This window comes from Stenotrophomonas ginsengisoli (assembly GCF_001431485.1).
GTDB classification, from domain to species: domain Bacteria; phylum Pseudomonadota; class Gammaproteobacteria; order Xanthomonadales; family Xanthomonadaceae; genus Stenotrophomonas; species Stenotrophomonas ginsengisoli.
In genome coordinates, this window is sequence record NZ_LDJM01000003.1 from 37,030 (window position 1) to 59,028 (window position 21,999).

The 21,999-nt window shown below is 62.2% G+C and carries 16 protein-coding genes and 4 pseudogenes; 3 read left to right on the plus strand and 17 right to left on the minus strand.

What is annotated here, in order from left to right:
* Positions 1–127: 127 nt before the first annotated feature.
* A pseudogene (locus ABB30_RS16015) lies at positions 128–244 on the plus strand (transposase); the annotation flags it as partial.
* Between the two features lie 3 nt (positions 245–247).
* Here ABB30_RS16015 and ABB30_RS00670 read toward each other — a convergent pair.
* A pseudogene (locus tag ABB30_RS00670) lies at positions 248–1,426 on the minus strand (IS3 family transposase).
* A gap of 283 nt (positions 1,427–1,709) precedes the next feature.
* Here ABB30_RS00670 and ABB30_RS15520 point away from each other — a divergent pair.
* Positions 1,710–2,225, plus strand: a pseudogene (locus ABB30_RS15520) (IS3 family transposase); the annotation flags it as partial.
* 28 nt (positions 2,226–2,253) lie between these two features.
* Here ABB30_RS15520 and ABB30_RS00680 read toward each other — a convergent pair.
* The 16 genes and pseudogenes from ABB30_RS00680 to ABB30_RS00755 form a co-directional block, all read right to left on the minus strand.
* Positions 2,254–4,512, minus strand: a complete 2,259-nt coding sequence (locus ABB30_RS00680; RefSeq protein ID WP_161808801.1) for an LTA synthase family protein — start codon at positions 4,510–4,512, stop codon at positions 2,254–2,256.
* 646 nt (positions 4,513–5,158) lie between these two features.
* Positions 5,159–5,530, minus strand: a pseudogene (locus ABB30_RS00685) (transposase); the annotation flags it as partial.
* A 200-nt stretch (positions 5,531–5,730) separates the two neighbouring features.
* Positions 5,731–6,543: a class I SAM-dependent methyltransferase gene (locus tag ABB30_RS00690; protein WP_152980474.1), complete on the minus strand. Its 813-nt coding sequence runs from the start codon at positions 6,541–6,543 to the stop codon at positions 5,731–5,733.
* Positions 6,544–6,630: 87 nt separating this feature from the next.
* Positions 6,631–7,230, minus strand: a complete 600-nt coding sequence (locus ABB30_RS00695; RefSeq protein WP_057636319.1) for a D-glycero-alpha-D-manno-heptose-1,7-bisphosphate 7-phosphatase — start codon at positions 7,228–7,230, stop codon at positions 6,631–6,633.
* Positions 7,227–7,925 carry a sugar phosphate nucleotidyltransferase gene (locus tag ABB30_RS00700; RefSeq protein WP_057636320.1) on the minus strand — a complete coding sequence of 233 codons (699 nt, stop codon included), beginning with the start codon at positions 7,923–7,925 and terminating at the stop codon, positions 7,227–7,229. The genes ABB30_RS00695 and ABB30_RS00700 overlap by 4 nt, the downstream gene beginning before the upstream one ends.
* Before the next feature lies 1 nt (position 7,926).
* Positions 7,927–8,505, minus strand: a complete 579-nt coding sequence (locus ABB30_RS00705) for a D-sedoheptulose-7-phosphate isomerase (protein WP_057636321.1) — start codon at positions 8,503–8,505, stop codon at positions 7,927–7,929.
* Positions 8,502–9,530: a GHMP family kinase ATP-binding protein gene (locus ABB30_RS00710; RefSeq protein WP_057636322.1), complete on the minus strand. Its 1,029-nt coding sequence runs from the start codon at positions 9,528–9,530 to the stop codon at positions 8,502–8,504. The genes ABB30_RS00705 and ABB30_RS00710 overlap by 4 nt, the downstream gene beginning before the upstream one ends.
* Complete coding sequence (locus tag ABB30_RS00715) at positions 9,527–13,003, minus strand: glycosyltransferase (RefSeq protein ID WP_057636323.1); 3,477 nt, start codon at positions 13,001–13,003, stop codon at positions 9,527–9,529. The genes ABB30_RS00710 and ABB30_RS00715 overlap by 4 nt, the downstream gene beginning before the upstream one ends.
* Positions 13,000–14,358, minus strand: coding sequence for an ABC transporter ATP-binding protein (locus ABB30_RS00720; RefSeq protein WP_057636324.1), 1,359 nt, complete (start codon positions 14,356–14,358; stop codon positions 13,000–13,002). Before ABB30_RS00720 ends, ABB30_RS00715 begins: the two co-directional genes overlap by 4 nt.
* Complete coding sequence (locus tag ABB30_RS00725; protein WP_057636325.1) at positions 14,348–15,142, minus strand: ABC transporter permease; 795 nt, start codon at positions 15,140–15,142, stop codon at positions 14,348–14,350. The genes ABB30_RS00720 and ABB30_RS00725 overlap by 11 nt, the downstream gene beginning before the upstream one ends.
* 1 nt (position 15,143) lies before the next feature.
* A complete protein-coding gene (locus ABB30_RS00730; protein WP_425477363.1) occupies positions 15,144–16,316 on the minus strand; it encodes a cystathionine gamma-synthase in 1,173 nt (390 codons plus the stop codon).
* A 43-nt stretch (positions 16,317–16,359) separates the two neighbouring features.
* Complete coding sequence (galU, locus tag ABB30_RS00735) at positions 16,360–17,259, minus strand: UTP--glucose-1-phosphate uridylyltransferase GalU (protein WP_057636353.1); 900 nt, start codon at positions 17,257–17,259, stop codon at positions 16,360–16,362.
* An 89-nt stretch (positions 17,260–17,348) separates the two neighbouring features.
* Positions 17,349–18,725: a pyridoxal-phosphate dependent enzyme gene (locus ABB30_RS00740; protein ID WP_057636326.1), complete on the minus strand. Its 1,377-nt coding sequence runs from the start codon at positions 18,723–18,725 to the stop codon at positions 17,349–17,351.
* Positions 18,726–18,895: 170 nt separating this feature from the next.
* Entirely contained in the window at positions 18,896–19,117 is a 222-nt protein-coding gene (locus ABB30_RS00745) for an HP1242/YdcH family protein (RefSeq protein ID WP_057636354.1), read from the minus strand.
* A 319-nt stretch (positions 19,118–19,436) separates the two neighbouring features.
* Positions 19,437–20,324 carry an OmpA family protein gene (locus ABB30_RS00750; protein ID WP_057636327.1) on the minus strand — a complete coding sequence of 296 codons (888 nt, stop codon included), beginning with the start codon at positions 20,322–20,324 and terminating at the stop codon, positions 19,437–19,439.
* Entirely contained in the window at positions 20,321–20,704 is a 384-nt protein-coding gene (locus ABB30_RS00755; protein WP_057636328.1) for a DUF4398 domain-containing protein, read from the minus strand. The genes ABB30_RS00750 and ABB30_RS00755 overlap by 4 nt, the downstream gene beginning before the upstream one ends.
* 96 nt (positions 20,705–20,800) lie before the next feature.
* Between ABB30_RS00755 and ABB30_RS00760 the strand changes: the two genes are divergently transcribed.
* Positions 20,801–21,940 (plus strand): PilT/PilU family type 4a pilus ATPase, encoded by a 1,140-nt coding sequence (locus tag ABB30_RS00760; protein WP_057636355.1) that lies wholly within the window; start codon positions 20,801–20,803, stop codon positions 21,938–21,940.
* The last annotated feature ends 59 nt before the right edge of the window (positions 21,941–21,999 follow it).

Below are 21,999 nucleotides of genomic sequence, written 5' to 3' on the forward strand. Positions count from 1 at the left end.
TTGGTCCGGCTCCACTGCTGGCCTATTCTGCTTTTCATTGAGAGGGGAGCGGCCTAGCGGTAATCCACCCACAAATCAGCTGACCCCAGAAGTGGAATTTTCTCGTAGCCTTTTCTGAGGAGGTTCCATGAAAAAGCCCCCCTTCACCCATAGCCAGATCATTGCCGTGCTCAAGCAGGCCGAGGCCGGCACGCCTGTCCCAGAACTGTGCCGGGAGCACGGCATCAGTTTGGCGACGTTCTGGGTTCTACCCCGAAATCACGGACTGTTTGAAAAGAGCTGAAAACTTCTGATCCTGTTTGCCCCGTCGCCGCCGCATCCTGGGGTTGTGGCGGCGCTCGATGTATTCGAACACATCGGACCTGGCGGCATCGAGTGTGGGATACGTTGTGCGATAGGTCCGCTCGCGCTTGAGCAGGCCGAAGAAGCCCTCGCAGGCGGCATTGTGCCCCGAGGGCAGGCTACGCGCTCGCCACAATGCCCCACCGCACTCATTGAGCAGAGCAGGCCATTGGCGGCCAGGTAATCCTGGTAATCGCCGCTACGAAATTGGCTGCCGCGGTCGGAGTGCAGGATCAGCCGATGCTGCTCCTGCCGTTGCCAAACCGCCATCTGCACGGCCCTGATCACCATCTGCCTGTCCTGCCGATGATGCATCGACCAGCCCACAATCCGCTGATCAAACAGGTCCAGCACGACGCACAGATATAGCTTGGCCTGCTGGGTCTTGATCTCGGTGATGTCGGTCACCCACTTGGTTTCCGGCTCCAGGGCGCTGAAATCACGCTCCAGCAGGTTGCGTACGCCCGGCGGTGTCAGGGCCGGTTGAGCGCGCTGGCCACGCCGTTTCGGGCGTGGCAAGCCCTGCAGGCCGGCTGCCGCCATCAGCCGGGCAACCCGGTTCCGACTGGTCTTCAACCATTCATCGGCCAGATCTTCCTGCATGCGGCCAGCACCCAGCGTGCCCCGGCTGTCCTGATTCAGCGCATGGATACGGCCCAGAAAGCGCTCGTTATCGCATTGACGAGGGCTGGGCAGTCGTTTGCTCCAGTCGTAGTAACCGCTGGTTGACACCCGCAGGCAGCGGCACATAAGACGAATCGGAAACTCATCGCGGCAACGTTCGATCACCTGATACCTCAGGATGATCCCTTGGCAAAGAATGTCGCCGCTTCGCGCAAAAAATCCCGCTCCTTGGTGATCCGGGCCAACTCGCGTTTCAGCCGGGCAACCTCCTCATCACGCGGGCTTCCGGTACCAGCAAAGGCGGCTTTCCCAGCCGTCTGCGCCTCCCGCTTCCAGCGCGTCAGCAGGCTGTCGCGGATGCCCAGCTCACGCGCCACCTGGCGCAACTGACACCGGGCCGACTGGCTTGCTCCACCGCACCACGCTTGAACTCGGCACTGAACTTGCGACGCTTTGACATGAACACTCCTCATGGCCTGTATCGGCCTTCTTGTAAGTGTCCGTGAAATCGGGGGTGAACCCGGATGAACTCGGCCATCGACAGGCCTGGCTGGAACTGCACGGGATTGATGCTCATGACGCCACCTCGTCCGCTTCAGGTGGTGTCATGCTCCGCTACAGTCGACGCAGATCCTGCGACTGCTGGCTGAGCCTCGGGGCTAATCGGGTCGGTGAATCGCTTCTTCATGAGTTCTCGTTGTTCTTGCGAGGGTAGAGAACTCACCATCCAGATGGCTACAGGATTTGTCTCAGGTCACCCGAACGAAGCATGGGTGACGGATATCACCTACATCCGCACGTGGCAGGGTTGGCTGTATCTGGCGGTTGTTCTGGATCTATTCTCACGTAGGATTGTTGGTTGGGCTGTCAGACCAACGATTGATCGAGAACTTGTTCTGGATGCCGTGATGAAGGCTGTGCGCAGCCGACGTCCTCGCAAAACCCTGATCCACTCGGATCAAGGCTTGCAGTACGGAAGCGATGCATGGCGGCGTTTCTGCAAAGACAACCATCTTGAGCCCAGCATGAGCAGACGTGCCAATTGCAGGGACAACGCGGTCGCTGAATCCTTCTTCAGCAGTTTGAAAAAGGAACGGATCAAGAAGCGAGTCTACGCGAGTCGTGACATGGCGACCTCGGACATATCCGACTACATCGATGGGTTTTACAATCCAACTCGCCGCCACAGCCATCTAGCCGGGGTCAGTCCTGACGAGTTCGAGGCAGCGCATCGCCACCCTCGGTCAGGTGTCCACTAAATCCTGGGAACTCCAGACACAGGAGAAATCAGGACAGATTGGGCGTGCAGGACGGCGCGCTGAGCACCGCCGACCCCAGCTCGGCACCACCGGCATCTTCAAACCAAAGCTTCAGATTTTCCGTCGCCCATGGTCCCGTCGTGGACTCGCCCCCCGGACCACTGGCACTCCAGAGCTTGCGCCCGCCCCCTTCTTGCTCGATCAGTACACGTATGCCGCCGTCACCGGCAGCCGACGTACGCGACCACTGGACGCGCACCACACCCTGCTGCATGCCCTGCGCGGTGCACTCGCCGGATACAGCGGTGGCTGATACCATGGCCATGCCCTGCCCCTCCAGCACCACCTTCAAAGGCCCAGTAACAGTGGCTGACATCGCCTTGGCCTCGACCGGGGCTGCGCGTACTTGCATGTCTCCCAACACGTTGACCACCTTGCCGCCGCAGATCACCTGGACTGGCTGGCTTCCTGCCTGATTGATCACGCTGGGCGCCGGCCACAAGCCCGCAAGGATGTCACCGGACCCCACCACCGGGGTGGTCACCGCACCAATGCGCAGCTGTGGGCTGCCCTGGATACGTGCAACCCTCATCCAGGTCGCACTCAGGCCACTTGCCTTCTGCTTGTTGAACGGCACCCCCGCGACAGCATCCTTCGGGCCCCAGTCGCTGACCTCCAGCAGGCATTCACCGCTGCCGAACTGCATCGGCGTAGCCATGTACAACCACGCCCCACCCAACGCATTGAAGTTCGCGCGCGACTCGGAGAGCAGCACATTACGCAACGCCCGCTTGCGATCATAGAGCTCCACCGCCTCGGCGCAGGCCGTACCCTTGGCGGGTGCCTCGCCGCACAGCTGCCATTGGCCGTTGTCGCGGGTCAGGACGTTACCCAGGAAGCGGGAGCTGTCATGGGCCCGCTGGCTCACCATGTCGTCGGTCAGATACGGCAGCCGTCCCGGAATCACACCCAGCGCACGGGTGATGGCCACCGGAAGGAATTCCAAGGGCATGGTGCCGACATCCACCGCGCCCTTGCGGCCGTCGATGAAAAGCAGAGGCGTGCGCGACATGGCCACCAGCGTGTCGGCACCGTCAAAGGGCCGCCTGCTGGTATTGATGCCGGACATTGCATACGGCGCCTGGTCCGGCGGCATGGTCGGCGCGTGGTCGCCAAATGCCACGATCAGCGCATCAGGATCGTCCGCGCGCACGGCCTCTACCCAATCCATGAAGGCTTTGCTTGAGTAGGCCAGTGCATTGGCGTAGTTCTGCACCATGGAATTGGCCGGTGTGACCTGTACGAGAGGCGGCCGCCGCTCGTGGTTGAGCTGATAGGGATAGTGAGAACTGATGGTGACCAGATAGTTGAAATGGGGGGTGGAGCGATCCGTCCGCGCCAGTACTTCGCGGTTCTGCCTAAAGAAGCTGGCATCATTCAGGAACACGCCGTCAAGATCGTCGCGCACGAACGCCTGATAGGCATTGAACTGTGCAAAGCCCATGTACTTATAGGCGGTATCACGACCCCAAGAATCCTGGCGGTTAGTATGCGAGGCCAAGGTGTCATAGCCCAACTCGCGCAGCAGGCGCGGCAAGCATGGCAACACATCCTTCATGCGGTTCTGGAACACCGCATCCTCGGTGGCCGGCAGCCCACACAGCGCCTCAAATTCGGCATTGGCGGTGAGGTGACCGAAATGCGGCGTCATCACCGCCGAATTGCCCCCCTGCTCCAGCATCACGCGGAACCGAGGATCGAAGGGATCCCGGTCGAACTGGAAGGCCTTCAATGCCATGGGGTCCCAGAATGTTTCCAGCAGCACAAGGTGCACATTCCGTCGCGCTGCCAACTGCGTGCGCTCATCCAGGCGCAGCCCTGCCAGCACCTTGCGGCCCTTGAGCTCGAGCTCATATTTGCGCGCCCGCTGGTCCAACAGGAACTGCATGCCACCACGTCGTTGCAGATGGGTGACGTAGTCGCTGGCCGGCGCCGGCAGCACGGCATCGACGATGCGCGCTTCCCAGGGGGCACCGAAGTACAGGGCCAGAGGCAGCAGCAATGCGGCGATCGACCATGGCAAGCGGCGCAGGCGCGTCGGCCACACGCCGTACAGCAGCACCCCGGACAGCAGCAGCACCGTCACGACAGCGAGCAAGACTTGCCACGTCTTGAGCACGCTGGCGAGCACGCCCAAGGTAAAGATGTCGCTGAAGAAGACCGGCGAGCCCAGCGCGGACAACTTGAGAATGTGCGCCAGCTGGAAAAGCAGCAGCCAGATTGCCACCGCCGCCACCGTCTGGACACGACTGGGCCCCAGCGCCACGCACCAGCAACACGAACACGCCTGCAAACAGTGCATCCATCAGGATGCCCACAGGCCCCGGAGCGCCGTCTATCACCAGCCAGCGCAGCGCGCCGATGAGCAACGTACCGAAAAGTGCCAGGCCTAGCGCGAACGAGACCGTACAACGTGGCGCGGATGAGTGATCCTGCTTAGCTTCGTGGTTCAACTTTTCGCACTCTGGTCACAAAATTTCCAGGCTGAATGATAGCAAACCGCCTCACGGTGCCGCTGTGCGTTATTCATCGAATCAGAATGTCAAAGGCGGCCACGATGACACGGTCGGAGCAGGATCCCTCAGGAATAGGCGCGCGCGCTTTCCCTGCCCAGGATATGCATCAGTTCCCCGGTCTCTGGGGAAACCAGGATGTCCACGTTCTCCGGTTCAGGTGTCCATATGCGATCACCCATAGGAATTGCCGTTCGTGCCGATGGCCCTAGCATTTCCACGATGAATGCCCATCTCTTCCCTGGCAAGGGGTGGACCTGGAAGCCGACAGGTTCAAAGATCCGGCGTGCGGCGGTCACCGACCAGCATGTGACATGGCCACGGAAGTACGGATCCAGGCACTTAGGTTTCCCCACGTTTTCACGAGCGTAGACACATCTGCTCCAAGACGGCCTGTGGCGGTGATCTGAGATGTTCAAGGCAGCGCGATGCTGGTCCCAGTGGCCAGCCTCTGGCCAGTGCTTCGCGGCCGATACGCAGGGTGGAATACAGCTTTCGGGTGCTTTTGACCGGCCACAACCAGTGGGCGATATCCGCTGCTTCGCAGGCCATGCCGGCGAGCCAGCTGACGAAGCTGGCCAGGGTGCTGACCAACAGCAGGATCTGCAACCGACCGCCTTGGCGGGTCAGGCTGTCTTCCAGCGCCTGACCATAGCAGTGTGATTTCAGGTCCCGGAATGCCAGTTCGATCTGCATCCGGCGGGCATAGAGTTTCACCAATTGCCGAGGGCTGGCACTGCTCAGTTTCGGCGACCCTGGATCAATGCCTCAACGGCTTGCAGCAGCGCCCGCCGGCGCAGGGCGTGCATGCCGGGGAGTGAGTTGCCCAAGCACTTCTGCAATACTAGGCTGGCGCGCATGATCGTCAGTCCTTTTTTGGTTTAGTCACCTCCAAGGCTGCGTCATGCGCGCGTCTGTTTCTGCTATAATGATCACAAGTTGTTGATATCAATGGCAAAAACGTGGAGAAACCTCAGATCCAGGTACTCAGGGGCCTCGTTGCGCACATAGTCGGTAAGCCCAGTATTGAACAGGAACAACGACCCGGGTCCGGACACGTTGGCCATCGCCGCAGCAACGCCACTGGCCATCGCCGGGGTGAGATGCTCTAGGACTTCCACACAGATTCCGCATTGGAACGTCATCTGGACATCAGCGAGATCGGCACACAGATAATTGGCATTTCCGGTGCGATACTGCTGTGCCGGCGGGTACTTTTCCACCCCATAGAAACGCTGCGCGGAGTGCGGAAGATAATGGGAAACCGCATCCAGCAAATATCCGGGGCCAGTACCAATATCGATGAACCGTTCAACCGGCACAGTGCAGTAGAGCAGCACCTCTGCCAGGCGCGCCATTGATGAGCCATATGAGCGCTGGCGTGCCGATGCCAGCTCAGCTGCCCAGTACTGGGCATCGTATTCGCGGGCGACCAAGCCCTGGTCGATGCGGCCGAGCAGCACTGGATCAGCAAAAATGAAATCGCAGGTCGCGCAAGCGTGATACGCCACCCCATCGATCGTTGTGTATAACGGTGCAGCCCCATGGCACAGCGGACAAGGCGCCTGAATCAACGGCGGATCCGGCTGCCTGTCTTCTTCGAGATAGTCATCTACCTGCGATGCTTGATGTGCGCTTGGCACCCCCTCCGTGCCATCGATATCAGAGGTTTCACCGCTGCTGTCCGATGGCAAAAGCTCCCCCGCCAACGCGGGCGGATTCAAGGTATGCCCTGGTTCAGACACGTTTTGGCGATCTTGGTTCAGGCTGCGTCTCCCTGATGATACCGCGACACCGAGTCCCACACTGCACACTACGCCACACTAGCATCATCAAGCGCCCAGCAGGACCTCGCGCGCCTGGCTGAGATCGCGTACATAAGCCACCCCGGGCAGACGCGCGTCCGAGGGATCATCAATCTGGATGCAGCGCCCCACACCGGCGGCCAGCGCGGCCTGCATGTCCGATGCTTTATCGCCGATCATCACCGAACCGGCCAGATCGATGTCCAGATCTCGTGCGGCGGCCAGGATCATCCCCGGCGCTGGCTTGCGGCAAGCACACTGCGTCTGGTAAATACCCTGGCCGGCGGTGGGATGATGCGGACAGTAGTATACGCGCAGGATATCAATGCCTCGTGCGGACAACTGCCGCAACATCCACGCGGTGTAGTCAGCAAACTGCGCTTCAGTGTAAAGCCCACGCCCGATCCCCGCCTGGTTCGTCACCACCACGAGGCCGAAGCCGGCACTCTGGGCTGCCACACACAAGGCATCAATGCCCTCCACCCATTCAGTGGCCTCAGGCGTATGCACGTAGCCGAAATTGACGTTGATGACTCCATCGCGATCAAGCAGGAAGGCACGCCGCGAAGGAGGCAGACTGCCGGCACCACGCGGGTTAAGGATCGGCGTCGGTATCACAGTGCTCATTGCTGTGCACGAGAGAAGATATGCTGCGCCCGGGCGAAATCCTCGGGCACCCCGATATCGATGAACCCAGAGGTCTCAGCCATCGTCCCCACACACCCCCGCACCACCCACGGTTCGAGCACGTCCTGCTCGAAGGAGTAACGATCCGGCACAGGCAGTGCTTCCAGCCCTTGGCGGGTAAGGAAGTAGCTGCCCGCATTGATCAGGCCCGGACCGCCACCGCCTTTCTCACGGAACCTGCGCACCCGACCTCCCTCGACATCGACTGCGCCATAGCGCGCCACGTCGGGCACCGATGCCAGTGCAATGGCAATCGGAAGGCCCTTGGCGGCGCTCTCCAGCGCAACCGGCTCGTACTCCAGATAGGTATCACCATTGCACACATGCAGGCCATTGCCCGATGAGAGCCGCGCGGCCTGGGCGATCGCACCGCCCGTACCCAGCGGGACCGACTCACGCGAGTACACAACGTCCATGGCTCCCCACCGGGCGCCTACAGCCTGCTCCACGTGCTGCCCCAGATAGCCGATGGCAAGGATTACCCGCCGCATACCTGCCGCCTCGTAGCGGTCGAGCAGATAAGCCAGGAACGGTCGACCGGCCACGGGTGCCAATGGCTTCGGCAGATCGGGCACCGCCGCCCGCAGGCGCGTGCCCAACCCTCCGGCCAGTATCAGTACTTCGTCAGCGGCCATGTCAGCGCGGGAACATTTCGCTTTCGATCAACGCACACAGCAGATGACCGATGAACTCGTGTCCCTCCTGGACGCGCGGCGTCTCGTTGGAAGGCACCCGGAAACAGATATCGCAGCGATCCTTCATGTCGCCACCGTGCTCACCCGTGAATCCAATAACGCGCACGCCCTTGGCTTCACAGGCTTCGAGCGCGCGCATGATGTTCTTCGAACGGCCCGAGGTCGAAATCGCTACGAACACATCGCCTTCCTGACCGAGTGCTTCGATCTGCCGGGCGAAGGTGTAGTCGTAACCATAATCGTTACCGATGGCGGTCAGGATCGAGGTATCGGTGGTCAGCGCGATCGCAGGCAGGCCTGGGCGATCGTAGTAGAAGCGGCTGACCAGCTCACCCGCCCAGTGCTGCGCATCGGCGGCGCTGCCACCGTTGCCGGCGAAAAGGATCTTGCGACCGGCCTTCAGCGCGTCCACGCACAGTGCCACTGCCTGCTCGATCTGCGACGCCAACGCGGCATCCGCCGACATGCGCTGGAAGTTCTCGAGAGTCTTGCCGAACTCGGCCTTGATGAAGTCGTTCATCCGATTTTCCATGCCGTTGCACCTTGATGGGTGAAGTGTGTATCAAAAACGGTGCCGCCGGCGCCAGCAAGCGCGCGCACCAGGTCGACCCGGTGTGCCGGGTCGCAGAGGAACATCATGAAACCGCCGCCCCCCGCGCCCGACACCTTGGTCGCGCGCGCGCCGTGACGCATTGCCAGCGCTTCGATCTCATCGATCATCGGGTTGGAAATACTGCTGGCACTGAGCTTCTTCGCTTCCCAGCCGGACTGCATCACCTGCGCCAGCCGCTCGAAATCACCGCGCAGCAGCGCTTCCTTCATCTGGCTGGCTTCGACCTTCAACCGATGCATCGCATCGAGCGAACTGGCCTTGCCTTCCTTGATGTTGCGCGACTGCTCATCGATGATCTTGGCCGATGCGCGCGACACCCCGGTGAAATACAGCACCAGGCCTGCCTCGAGCTCAGACCAGATCCAGTCCTTGATCCGCAGCGGGTTCACGATGACGCGATCGGCGTCGTAGAACTCCATGAAGTTGAAGCCGCCAAATGCCGCCGCATACTGATCCTGCTTGCCGCCGGACAACTGCAGGTCGACGCGCTCGATGCGGTAAGCCAGCTGCGCAATCTCGTACTCGCCCAGCGGCAACGCGAAGTATTCGGCGAAGGCGGTGACCAGGGCGACGACCATCGTCGAGGACGAGCCCAAGCCGGAGCCCGGCGGCGCATCGGAATGGGCACGGATGCGGATGGCAGGACGTTCGCCCTGCAGGAAGTCATTGCAGACACGCAGGTAGACGCCCTTCATCAATTGCAGCGGGCCGGGGCCGGCCTCCACGGCCTGCGGCTCAACGCGCTCGCAGACGCCCGCATCGTGTGCATGGAATTCCACCAGGCCGTCAGGCGAAACATCAAGGGTCGCGTAGGCAAACTTGTCGATGGTCACGTTCATGACGAAGCCACCAAACTGATCGCAAAACGGCGAGACGTCGGTGCCGCCTCCTGCCAATCCCAAGCGCAGCGGGGCGCGTGAACGAACGATCATGCTTTCTTCTCTATGGCAAATGCGGATTCCAATGCGCGTCCGAGCGCATCACGCGAGAACTGTTGACGACAGTAGTTGGCTGCAGAGCGGGAACGCTGCAGCCACAGCGCGTCATCTTCCAGCAAGGACAACAAGCCCGCGGCAAGGTGGTCGGCCCCGTCGGCCACCGTGGCCACCGCGTCAAGGCCAATGAGACCCTGCGCGCCCACGCCGGTGGTGACCAGCGGGAGACCCTGCTGCATCGCTTCGACAACCTTGCCCTTGACGCCGGCGCCGTATCGCAGCGGCACGATGGCCACGCGCGCGGTACCGTAGCGCTGGGCCAGCTCCTCGTCACTGACGAAACCGGTCACCTCGACATGGTCGTCAGCCAGCGCACGAATGGCTTCAGTCGGATTGGAACCGACCAGCGACAGCTTCACGCCGGGGTGGCGCGCCCAGACCTGCGGCATCACGGACTCGACCAACCACTTCGCGGCGTCGACGTTCGGGCCGTGGGCGAAACCGGCAACGAACAGGATGCCGGCACGTTGCGTCGGCACGGCGGCGTCGTTGAAGTGGTCAAAGGCATACGGCAGGATCGCGCGCGCATCGACAGACGGCTCCAGTACGTAAACGTCCTGCGCCTCCTCGGCCGATGGATAGAGCACGCGGTCGACGGCCTTCCAGATGCGCCTTTCCAGCATCTCCATGGAACGCGCATCACCATCGCTGCCACCGTTACGCTGCGCTTCCATGTCCATGCGACGGAAATGCAGGTCGTGGCCGTAGTAGACGGTACGCACACCCGGATGTTTCTGCAGAGCATCAATGTAGTGCTCGGCAATATGCGGGCGCGACAGCATCACCGTGCGCACGTGCGGATTCTCCTGCAGGTACCGGGCAAAGCCCCCAACCCACTGGCCGCCGTACATCACTTCCACGCCACGGGCCTGCAGCGGCGGGGTGTAGATCGGATCGAAGTACAGGTTGTCGGCCCAGAACTTGACCACACAGCCACGGGCCAGCAGCGCATCGATGAAGGCGACCATGGTCCGAGAGCCGGCATCGCGATCGGGCTGCGGCACGTAGTGGTCGACGATCAGCACCGTTTCCTTCTGCCAGGCACGGTCCCGCGCCAGCACCACGTGTTCGCCGTTGGGTTCGTGCCGTGCCAGTTCATCCTGCCAGCGTTCGCACAGCTTCTTCTGGTTGGCGACCTGGTAGGCCTTGATGCCGCTGCCGGTATCGGTGCCGTGGGAGATGCCCTCGTAGTGCACGACTTCCGACGTCGGGCAGTAATAGAGCTGGTAACCCGCCTTGCGAACGCGGAACGCAAGATCGGAATCCTCGCAGTAGGCCGGCACGAACGCGGGATCGAAGCCACCCAGCTCACGCAGAAGCGAGCTGGGAATTAGCAGGCTGGCGCCACTGCAGTAGTCCACCGGGCGCAGGTAGTTGTACTGGCTGTCGGCCGGGTTATCCAGGCGACCGTAGTTCCAGGCCGAGCCATCACGCCAGATGATGCCACCGGCTTCCTGCAGGCGGCCATCGGGATAGACCAGCTTGGAACCGACCATGCCGCAGTCGGGCATGCGCTGGAACACATCCAGCATCTGGTCCATCCAGCCCGGGCGCACTTCGGTGTCGTTGTTGAGGAAATAGGTGTAGCGGCCGCGGGCCAGTTCCAGCGCCTGGTTGCAGGACAGAAGGAAGCCAAGGTTCTGGGGGTTGTGGTGGAAGCGCAGTCCAGGCACCAGCACCAGCTTCTCGATCTCGGGATCGCCAGAGGCATCCTCCAGCACCAGTACTTCATAGCTCACTGCCGGCGGATGCGCGGCGATCGAGCACAGGCAGGCCAGGGTATGCGGCAGGTTGCCGTAGGTGGGTATGACGATGCTGACTTCCGGCGATTCATGCACCGGGAAGGACAGGGTCTTCAGCACTTCGTCGGTATCTTCCACCACCGACTGCAGTGCAAGGCCGGCAGACGGTTCGACCTGGCCCTTGTCATGGCGCAGCAGCCAGCTACGCACCGGGCGCGCCAGCGGCGCCAGCAACGAATGGCGGGCCAGGCCGCTGGCACGCAACGAAGCGATGATGGCCGGCACGTCGCCACGCAGCAGGCGCGAAGCGAAACGCATCGGGCGGGTGATGCGCCAGGATTTGGAGGCGAGCACCTGGGCGAACGCTTCGTTCAGGCTTTCCAGCTGTTCGTCGTATTGGCGGATGACCTGCTGTACGGCCAACTCAGACGTGTGTTCCTGACCGGGCAGGACCGCGAGGCCAAAGCGCCGTTGCAGATCACGGCTAACTTCCGATCGACCGGCAACGGCCTCATGGGCCGTATGCAGAATGCGTCGCAGTTCGGCCGCTTCGTGATCCGCTGCTTCCCGATGGCGCTGCAAGTCAGCTTCAATGCCCGCCTTGTCGCTCTGCGAGCGCTCCAGCTGCGCCTGCAATTGCTCCAGCTGCGCCTGCGATTGCTCCAGCTGCGCCTGCGATTGCTCCAGCTGCGCCTGCAGCGCATCGTTGCGTGCACGCAGGTCGGCAGCAACGCCATGGCCGCCGCTGGTCTGGACGATCCGGTCCAGCTCCTGCGCCCAGCGCGTGCGTTCTTCGAACTCACCTTCCAGGCGGCGGTAATCGTTGCGGGACTTCTTCAAGTCCGATTCGAGCGAGCGCGCCCAACGAACTACATCCTCACGTTCTTTGTCCAGTCCTTGCGCCCAGCGGGCGATTTCATACTGCTGCGCGTACAGATCCTCATCCTCGGCGTAAAGCACAGAGGCAGGTGTTTCCGGCAACAACGATGCGTCGGCTGCAGCGACAGCCACAAAATAGACCACATCGGGGACGCTGGCGACGCGCCCCTCGACACCCGATCCGGTATCGGTCAGTGCCTGGTAGCTGCCTGTGCGCTCCACCTGCGACAGCGGCGTGATTGTCGAGCACACGGCCATACGATGACCACACAAGCGGAATGCCGGGAAATGACGCCCGATCAATGAGAGGAACTCGGCCTGATACAGCTCCTTCACATGGAAGTCGTTGTGGTAGCCGGCTCGATCAGAATAGACCTCCTTGTTCGGCGAGGACATAACCAGCACGCCGTCGGGCCGCAGCACACGACGGATCTCGGCCATCATTTCCTCCTGCTCCATCAGATGCTCGATGGTCTCGAAGGACACAACAACATCAACACAGTCGTCGGGCAAGGGAATGGCAGCAGCTGAACCCTGCATGTAAGTCAGGTTGGACAGCGCTGCGTACCGCGAAGCTGCATGATCCACCGCCTCCTGAGAAATATCCACGCCACACACCGAGCGCGCGCGGGAAGCAAGCATCGCGCTACCATAGCCTTCACCGCTGGCTACATCCAGCACATCCTTGCCTTGCACCATCGATAAGCACCACGCATAGCGGTGCAGGTGCTCCTGCCTGATCACGCCGTGCTCGGTCGGCACGAAACGCTCACCGGTAAACTCAATCATTGCAGCTCCTTGGAAACCTGAATGGACAACATCGGCAGGCCCACCAGGCCAAATCGCATCGTTTCGTCCATGGCACGGAATTCCAGCGCATCGTGGATCCAATGCTGCTGTGTATGGTCATGCTGGTCACCGGAAGCGACCGCCGCATCGATCATGTAGGAGCCGGAGGGCATGATCGGCATGCGGAACACGAAGGTGCCGACGATCTGCTCCCCTGCCTCGCCGGAAATCGGTGTATCACGGCAAGCGAAGTAGCTATTGTCGCCAAACAGTCGCTGCCCCAACCGATCCTTCACGTAGAACCCGACGATCAGGTTGTCCAACGCCTGCTGCAGCTCGACACGCACCTGCAAGCGGACCTGTTCGCCCCCCTCCAGGACGCCGACGCGCTGCCCCTGATGGTCAGTCATGCTGACATCAATGATACGTGCGCCGCGTGCACCGAATTCTTGGCCTACGTTGTCCGGATCGAATTCGAAGATCGCGATCCGATTGGAGATGCCGGCTTCAAGCAACGCATCGTGACGAAAATCCGGTGCATCGGAAGCAAACCTGCGCAATTTCTCCTCCACGACGATCTCGGCACCTCCTACTTCACGGCGGCCGACCACGTGCTGCTCGGTCATGTACGCCTCGACCACCTCCTGCGAGGTGCCGGACAGGCGCATGCGGCCGCTTTGCAACCAGACGGCGTTCTGGCACAGGTTGGTCACGGCGGCAGCATCATGACTTACGAACAGCAGCGTGCCGCTCTTCTGGAACTCACGCAGGAAACGCATGCACTTCTGTGAGAAGAACGCATCACCAACTGCCAGTGCCTCGTCAATAATCAGGATGTCCGCATCGACGTGGACGATCACCGCAAAGGCCAGGCGTACCGACATACCGCTGGAATAACTTCGCACCGGCTGGTCAATGAACTCACCAATATCAGCGAACGCAAGGATGCTGTCCAGACGTTGGTCGATCTGCGCCCGGCTAAGACCATAAATGGTGGCATTGAGATAGACGTTCTCGCGACCGGTAAATTCCGGATTGAAGCCACTACCCAGCTCCAGTAGCGCGGCGACACGCCCCTTCACCTTGATGCTGCCTTCGGTCGGACTCAGAGTGCCGGCAATCATCTGCAACAGTGTCGACTTGCCCGAACCGTTGCGGCCAACGATGCCCACGGTCTGGCCGCGATGGATTGAAAAGCTCACATCGCGTAGCGCCCAGAAATCCTTGTAGAAGGAGCGACGTTTGCCGGCCAATGCCTGCCACAGACGATGTGAAGGACGCTCATACATGTGATAGGACTTTCCGACCCCGTTAACCTCAATGACGGTCTCGGCCGAAGCAACTTCAGAGGACATCGGAAAACCCCACACGCAGTTTGTTGAACATTCGATGGCCGATGACGGCTACCACACAGGCGATAAGCGTGTAGATACCGAGCCCAGCCCAATCAGGCAGTCTCCCCCAGACCACCACTTCACGCACCTGATTGATGATGAAAGTCAGCGGATTGAGTTCAAACACGATGCGATAGCTGTCCGGTACGGATTCGACCGGAATGATCGCCGAGGAAAGGAAAAGCATTGCTGCTGCGATGACACCGGCAATCTGCCCGATATCACGTAGATAGACACCCAATGCCGCGGTGATCCAACCGATGCCGATCGTCAGAATGACCAGTGGCAACACCACCAGCGGCAGCAGCACGGCAGTGGGATGGATGCCCCCCTTCACGCACAGGTACAACAGCAGCAGCACCACCATGTTCATCGCAAGGTGGAACAACGCCGAAAAGGTCATACTCCAGACCAGAATATCCAACGGGAACACCACGCGTTTGACATAGCTGGTATTACTGATGATCAGCTGCGGCGCCCGGGTGAAGCATTCGGCAAAGAAACCATGGATGGTCAGGCCAGCGAACAGGATCAATGCAAAATCAGTGGTGGATCCCGTGGACCCTGGCCATCGCCCCTTCATAATGAAGCCGAAGGCCAGTGTGTACACCAGCAGCATAAGGAAAGGACTGATAAGCGACCAGAGCATTCCGAAGCTGGCACCACGATAGCGCCCCAGAATTTCCCGCCGGGTCAATTCGTAGACGAGGGAGCGATTACTGCCGAAAGCGGACAGGATTCCCATTTCAAATCACCGCACCGGCCAACGCCCCTTCAAGATCAGCCTTCAGATCCTCCAACGCCTCCACCCCCACACTCAACCGCACCAGGCCATCGGTGATACCCAGCGCATTGCGGCGCTCGACCGGGATGGAGGCGTGGGTCATCACTGCCGGGTGGTTGACCAGACTTTCCACGCCACCCAGCGATTCGGCCAGGGTGAACAGTTCGGTCTTTTCGCAGAAGCGCTTGGCGCCGTCGAAGCCGCCCTTGACCACGATCGAGACGATGCCGCCGAAGCCGGCCATCTGGCGCTTGGCCAGTTCATGCTGCGGGTGCGAAGCCAAACCGGGGTAAATCACCTTCTCCACCGCCGGGTGGGTTTCCAGCCACTGGGCCAGGGCCAGGGCATTGGCGCAATGCGCCTTCATGCGCAGCGGCAGGGTCTTCAGGCCACGCAGGGCCAGGAAGGAATCAAACGGGCCCTGCACGCCACCAATGGAGTTCTGCAGGAAGGCCATCTGCTCGACCAGCTCATTGTTGTCACCGACCACCACCATGCCGCCGACCATGTCCGAATGGCCATTGAGGTACTTGGTGGCCGAATGCAGGACCAGGTCAGCACCCAGTTCCAGCGGACGCTGCAGCATCGGAGAGGCAAAGGTGTTGTCGACCACCACGATCAGACCGTGCTTTTTGGCGATCGCGGCAATGGCTGCGATATCGACAATCTTCAGCATCGGGTTGGTCGGGGTTTCGATCCAGACCATCTTGGTGGCCGGGGTGATCGCCGCTTCGAAAGCAGCCAGGTCGGTCAGGTCGACGAAACTGAAATCCAGGTTGGCGGTGCGGCGGCGCACACGCTCGAACAGGCGGTAGCTGCCACCGTAAATGTCATCCATCGCCACCACGTGGCTGCCGGCATCGAGCAGCTCGATCACCGTGGAGGTGGCCGCCATGCCCGAAGCAAAGGCAAAACCACGCGTACCACCTTCCAGCGACGCCACGCAGCGCTCGTAGGCAAAGCGGGTGGGATTGTGGGTACGCGAATACTCAAACCCCTGATGCTCGCCCGGGCTGGACTGGGCATAGGTGCTGGTGGCGTAGATCGGTGGCATCACCGCACCGGTGCTCGGGTCCGGCGACTGCCCGCCATGGATGGCCAGGGTGGCCAGTTGCAGGGGATTGTTGCTGCTCATCATCAATTTCCTTTGTTCATCCATCGCCAGCGCAAGCGCCGGATCAGCGTGCACCGGCACGCAGGTCATCCAGCGCGGCCTGCATCACTGCAGCGGCACTGTCACGGAGTTTTTCGTTTTCCAGGGCAAAACGCACTGTCGCTTCGACAAAGCCCAGATGGCTGCCGCAGTCAAAACGCCGACCGGCAAAGCGGTAGGCGTTGACCACCGACTCCCCCATCAAGCGGGCAATGCCGTCGGTCAACTGGATTTCGCCACCGGCACCGGGACGGGTCTTGTCCAGGCAATCGAAAATGGCCGCATCCAGCACATAACGACCGACCACGGCCAGGGTACTGGGCGCCTCTTCCGGCTTGGGCTTTTCCACAATGGAGCGGATCTTCCCGGCCCGGTCATCGAAGTGCTCGACATCGACAATGCCGTAGCTGCCGGTCTTGTCGGCAGAAACATTCTCCACCGCGATCGCACTGCCCCCGTGGCTGGCCACATGGTCCACCATCTGGCCCAGCGCACCGCGGCCCTGCTTGTTCCACAGCAGGTCATCAGGAAGGATGACCGCGAACGGCTCATCGCCCACCACCGGGCGGGCGCACAGGACCGCATGCCCCAGCCCCAGGGCTTCGGGCTGGGTCACGAAAATGGTCCGGACATTGGCCGGCACCACATGACGCACCAGTTCCAGCAGTTCGGTCTTGCCGGCCGCTTCGAGCTTGTGCTCCAGCTCGTAGGCCTTGTCGAAGTAATCAGCCACCGCATGCTTGTAGCGGTTGGTGACAAAGATCAGGGTGTCACAGCCGGCCTCGATGGCTTCGTCCACGGCGTACTGGATCAGCGGTCGATCCACGATCGGCAGCATCTCCTTGGCCACCACCTTGGTCGCCGGCAGGAAGCGGGTACCCAGTCCTGCGACCGGGAAAACCGCCTTGCGCACTCGTACTGTCATGTCTGCCATCCAGATGAATTTGTCAAAATCCCTGCCTGCAAGCGTGACGCCACCATCCAGGGCGGCGTCAACGCGAGACAGGATGCCCGTTACTGCACGCGGCGGCGCAGGTAGTTGAGCAGGTCGATGCGGGTGATCAGGCCGATGAACTGGTCGCCATCGGTGACGATGGCCACCTGGCCACGGTCGAACACCGGCAGCAGGGCCTCGATCGGCGATTTGACATCCAGCTTTTCCAGCTTGCCGACCATCGCGGTGGAAACCGGGTCGCGGAAGCGCGATTCATCGCCATACACGTGCAGCAGTACATCGCTCTCATCGATGATGCCGACCAGGGCATTGCCGTCCATCACCGGCAGCTGGGACACGTCGTACAGCTTCATGCGCTGGTAGGCCACGGTCAGCAGGTCTTTCGGGCCGACCACCACGGTATCGCGCTGGGCAAACGGACGCACGATCAAATCGCGCAGGTCGCCGTGCTTTTCGCGCTCGATGAAGCCGTTGTCGATCATCCAGAAGTCGTTGTACATCTTGGACAGGTACTTGTTGCCGGTATCGCAGACCAGCACCAGGATCTTCTTCGGCTCGGTCTGCTCGCGGCACCAGCGCAGGGCGGCGGCCAGCTGGGTACCGGTGGAGGAACCGGCCAGGATGCCTTCCTTCTCCAGCAGCTCACGGGCGGTCAGGAAGCTTTCCTTGTCGCCGATGGCATAGGCCTTCTTGACCCGCGAGAAGTCGGAAATGCCCGGCAGGAAGTCCTCGCCGATGCCCTCGACCATCCAGCTGCCGGACTTGTCGTTGAGGGTGCCCTCATTGATGTACTCGGCCAGGATCGAGCCGACCGGGTCGGCCAGCACCATCTCGGTGTGCGGCGAATGCACGGCCAGGCAGCGCGACAGGCCGGTCATGGTGCCCGAGGAGCCACAGCCGAACACCACCGCGTCCAGCCCGCCAACTTCGGCCATCTGGGCCAGCATTTCCGGGCCGGTGCCGAATTCGTGCGCGGCCGGGTTGTCCGGGTTGCCGAACTGGTTGATGAAGTAGGCGCCCGGAGTCTGCGCGGCAATGGTCGCGGCCAGGTCCTGGTAGTAATCCGGGTGGCCCTTGGCCACGTCCGAACGGGTCAGCACCACTTCGGCGCCCATCGCCTTGAGGTTGAAGATCTTTTCCCGGCTCATCTTGTCCGGGACCACCAGAATCAGCTTGTAGCCCTTCTGCTGGGCCACCAGGGCCAGGCCCAGGCCGGTGTTGCCGGCAGTGCCTTCCACCAGGGTGGCACCGGGCTTGAGATCGCCACGCTTCTCGGCCGCCTCGATCATCGACATGCCGATGCGGTCCTTGATCGAACCACCCGGGTTGGCACTCTCCAGCTTCAGGTACAGCTCGCAACAACCGGTGTCCAGGTTGCGGGCCTTGATGATGGGGGTGTTACCGACGAGTTCCAGGACGGAGGAATGGATGGCCATGATGACTTCTTGGGCGCCGAACAGACGGCTGGACCCTCGATTATCGGCGTCTTGGCCGCAATTGTCATAGCCTGACTTCAGTGGCCAGCAAGGAAACGCCGGGTGGCCGGCCGCACCGGCGACAGCCGCCCCGGCGGCAAACCGGCCGGGGCGTGAGCGCAGCAACCCGCTCAATGGGTGGTCTTGTCCTCGAACATCCGCATCAGCCGTTGTTTCACCACCAGTTTTTCCCGTTTCATCTGCCCAAGGGTGGCGTCATTGACAGCCAGCACGCCCAGCTCGGCATCCATGCACTGTCGGTTGAGCTTGCGGTGGCGGTTGTAGAGCTGACGGAACTCTGCATCGTCGTGCAGCAATGAATCCACCGTTTCCTGCGGGTGCCCTTCAAACATGATCAACCTCCGTCTACGGATACAACAACGCCCCGGCCGACAGGCACGGGGCGTGGATGGACAAGCAGAAGCACGGCAATCCGGGGCTGGCCCCGCACCCAACCGATGATGGGACGCGACAAAACCGACGCACGCAACGATGTGACCATGCCGCCCTCCTGCGCTGTCCGGGCGGCACAAATGCAGCCCGGACAATCGACCCTACGCCGCTTGCGACGGGCCTGCAAGTGGCACCGCCCGGTTGGTTTGGTGAAACCGGGGAGGACATTCAGCCCGCCCACAGGATCGACAAAAAACCAACCAATTCAGCCGCTTGGATTTACGGAGCGATAACAATCTCGGCGGCACGGGCACGCGTGGCCGCGCTGGTCTTGCCGACCACCTGCAGGCGGCTGGCCGCCACGCCGGCCCGGGTGAGGGCATCGCGGATGGCTTCGGCACGGCGCTGGCCGATCCCGGCGGCGCGGTCATAGCCTTCGATGCGGACCCGCCCACGCTTGCCGGCAATGGCCAGATACTCGGCCACGGCCTTGAGCTGGTTGGCCGCCTCGGCGCTCAACTGCGCATTGCCGCTGCCGAAGGCACTGCTGCCCAGGCTCAGCACTTCACCGCGGGCTTCGAACTTGGAGTCCGGCAGGCGGTGACCGGACACCAGCTCGGCTTCCTCGCGGGCCAGGCGCGCCGCCGTGCGCTGGGCCTCGTTCAGGCGGGCGGCCTGGTTGCCCGAGGCGGTGGCCAGGGCCAGCTCGGCATCCTGCCGGGCCAGCAGCTCGGCTTCGGCGTTCTGGCGCAGCAATTCGGCTTCTTCGGCCTGCAGCTGGGCCTGACGGCGCAGGGCTTCGGCCTCGGCGCGGGCACGGGCAGCCTCGCGACGGCTGCCCTCGATCAGCAACTCGGCGCGCTGGCGGTCCAGTGCATTGACCTGGTGGCGGGCAGCGGCGGCACGCGCCGCGGCCTCGGCAATCTCGACCCGGCGCCCGGCCAGGTAGGCGGCCTGCTCCTGGTCACGCTTGCGTGCATCAAGCAGGGCCTGGATCGCCTGACGGGCCTGCAGCTGCTCCAGCGGCGCCTGGTCGGCGGTGGCCGGGTTGGCCTGCAAGGCGGCCAGACGCTGGCCCAGGGCGGCGGCCTGGGCGTCATCCTCGACCGCCAGCCCGGTGCCCGGCAGGGCCAGGGCGATCCCCAACATCAGTGCCATGCCCTTCATCGTGCGCCCTCCCCGCCCAGGCTGCGCTGCAGCTGGACGATCTCGGCACGGCGCTGCTGCAGGTCGGCATTGGCCACCGCCTCCTCGCTCAGCACCCGGGCCAGGTCGGCATCGGCGGCGGCGCGCTGGGCCAGCAGAGGGGCCTGCTTGCGCTGGCGGCGGTCCAGTGCAGCGGTCTGTGCGGCACTGAGGCCATCACGGGCGGTGCTGATCAGCTCAAAGGCATATTGGTCGGCATCTGCGTCGGTGGCGCGTTGCACCGCCACCGCAGCGGCGGCCAGATCCGCACTGGCATCCTGGGCCAGGGCGGGCATGCTGAGCGCCAAAGCGCAGGCGACCGCACACAGCGATCGGGACAAGTATGCGAAGCTAACAGTCATTGGGGAGCCGTGGCTGAAGTCCAGTCCCGGCCATTGTCGTCAAGCCTTGCCCGTGCATGCAACGGCAACAGGCAGTTCATTGGGGAACCATTGCGCATGGATATCGGCTATTTCCTGAAGCTGATGACCGAAAAGAACGCTTCGGACATGTTCTTGACCACCGGCGCGCCGGTGTACATCAAGATCGAGGGCAAGCTTTATCCGCTGGGCAGCACCGGCCTGCCGCCGGGCATGGTCAAGAAGATCGCCTACTCGCTGATGGACGAGGGCCAGGTACCGCAGTTCGAACGCGACCTGGAGCTCAACATGGCCATTGCGGTGGCCGAGGCGGGGCGTTTCCGCGTCAACGTGTTCAAGCAGCGCGGCGAAGTGGGCATGGTGATCCGTGCGATCAAGAGCCGCATCCCGAGCATCGAGGAGCTCAACCTGCCGCCGGTGCTCAAGGACGTGATCATGTCCCCGCGCGGGCTGGTGCTGGTGGTGGGGTCCACCGGTTCGGGCAAGTCCACGGCCCTGGCTTCGATGATCGACCACCGCAACACCACCTCCACCGGGCACATCCTCACCATCGAGGACCCGATCGAGTTCCTGCACAAGCACAAGCAGTCCATCGTCAACCAGCGCGAGGTCGGCCTGGACACCCATGCCTTCCACAACGCGCTGAAGAACGCGATGCGAGAGGCGCCGGACGTTATCCTGATCGGCGAAATCCTCGATGCCGAGACCATGGAAGCGGCCATCGCCTTCGCCGAAACAGGCCACCTGTGCCTGGCCACCCTGCACTCCAACAACGCCGACCAGGCGATCGAGCGCATCCTCAACTTCTTCCCGGAAAGTGCGCACAAGAATGTGCTGATGAACCTGGCCCTGAACCTGCGTTCGGTGGTCTCGCTGCGCCTGGTGCGCGGCGTGGACGGCCGCCGCCGCCCGGCCACCGAGGTCCTGCTCAACACCCCGATGATCCGCGACCTGCTGCGCCGCGGCGAGGTGCACGAGGTCAAGCCGGCAATGGAAGCCTCGCTGGAAGACGGCATGGAAACCTTCGACCAGTGCCTGTTCCGGATGACCAAGGAAGGCCTGATCGAGCTGGAATCGGCCCTCAATGCGGCCGACTCGCGTGATGGCCTGGCCCTGAAGTTCCGCCTGTCCGAGGGTGCCGATGCCGAGCACGACCCCTACGCCGACTACGACGCCCCGCAAGGCAATGGCGGGATGAAGTTCAGCAGCGGCTTCTGATCCAGCACTGGCGCAACAAACGACAGGCCCCGCATTGCGGGGCCTGTCTGTATCTGCAT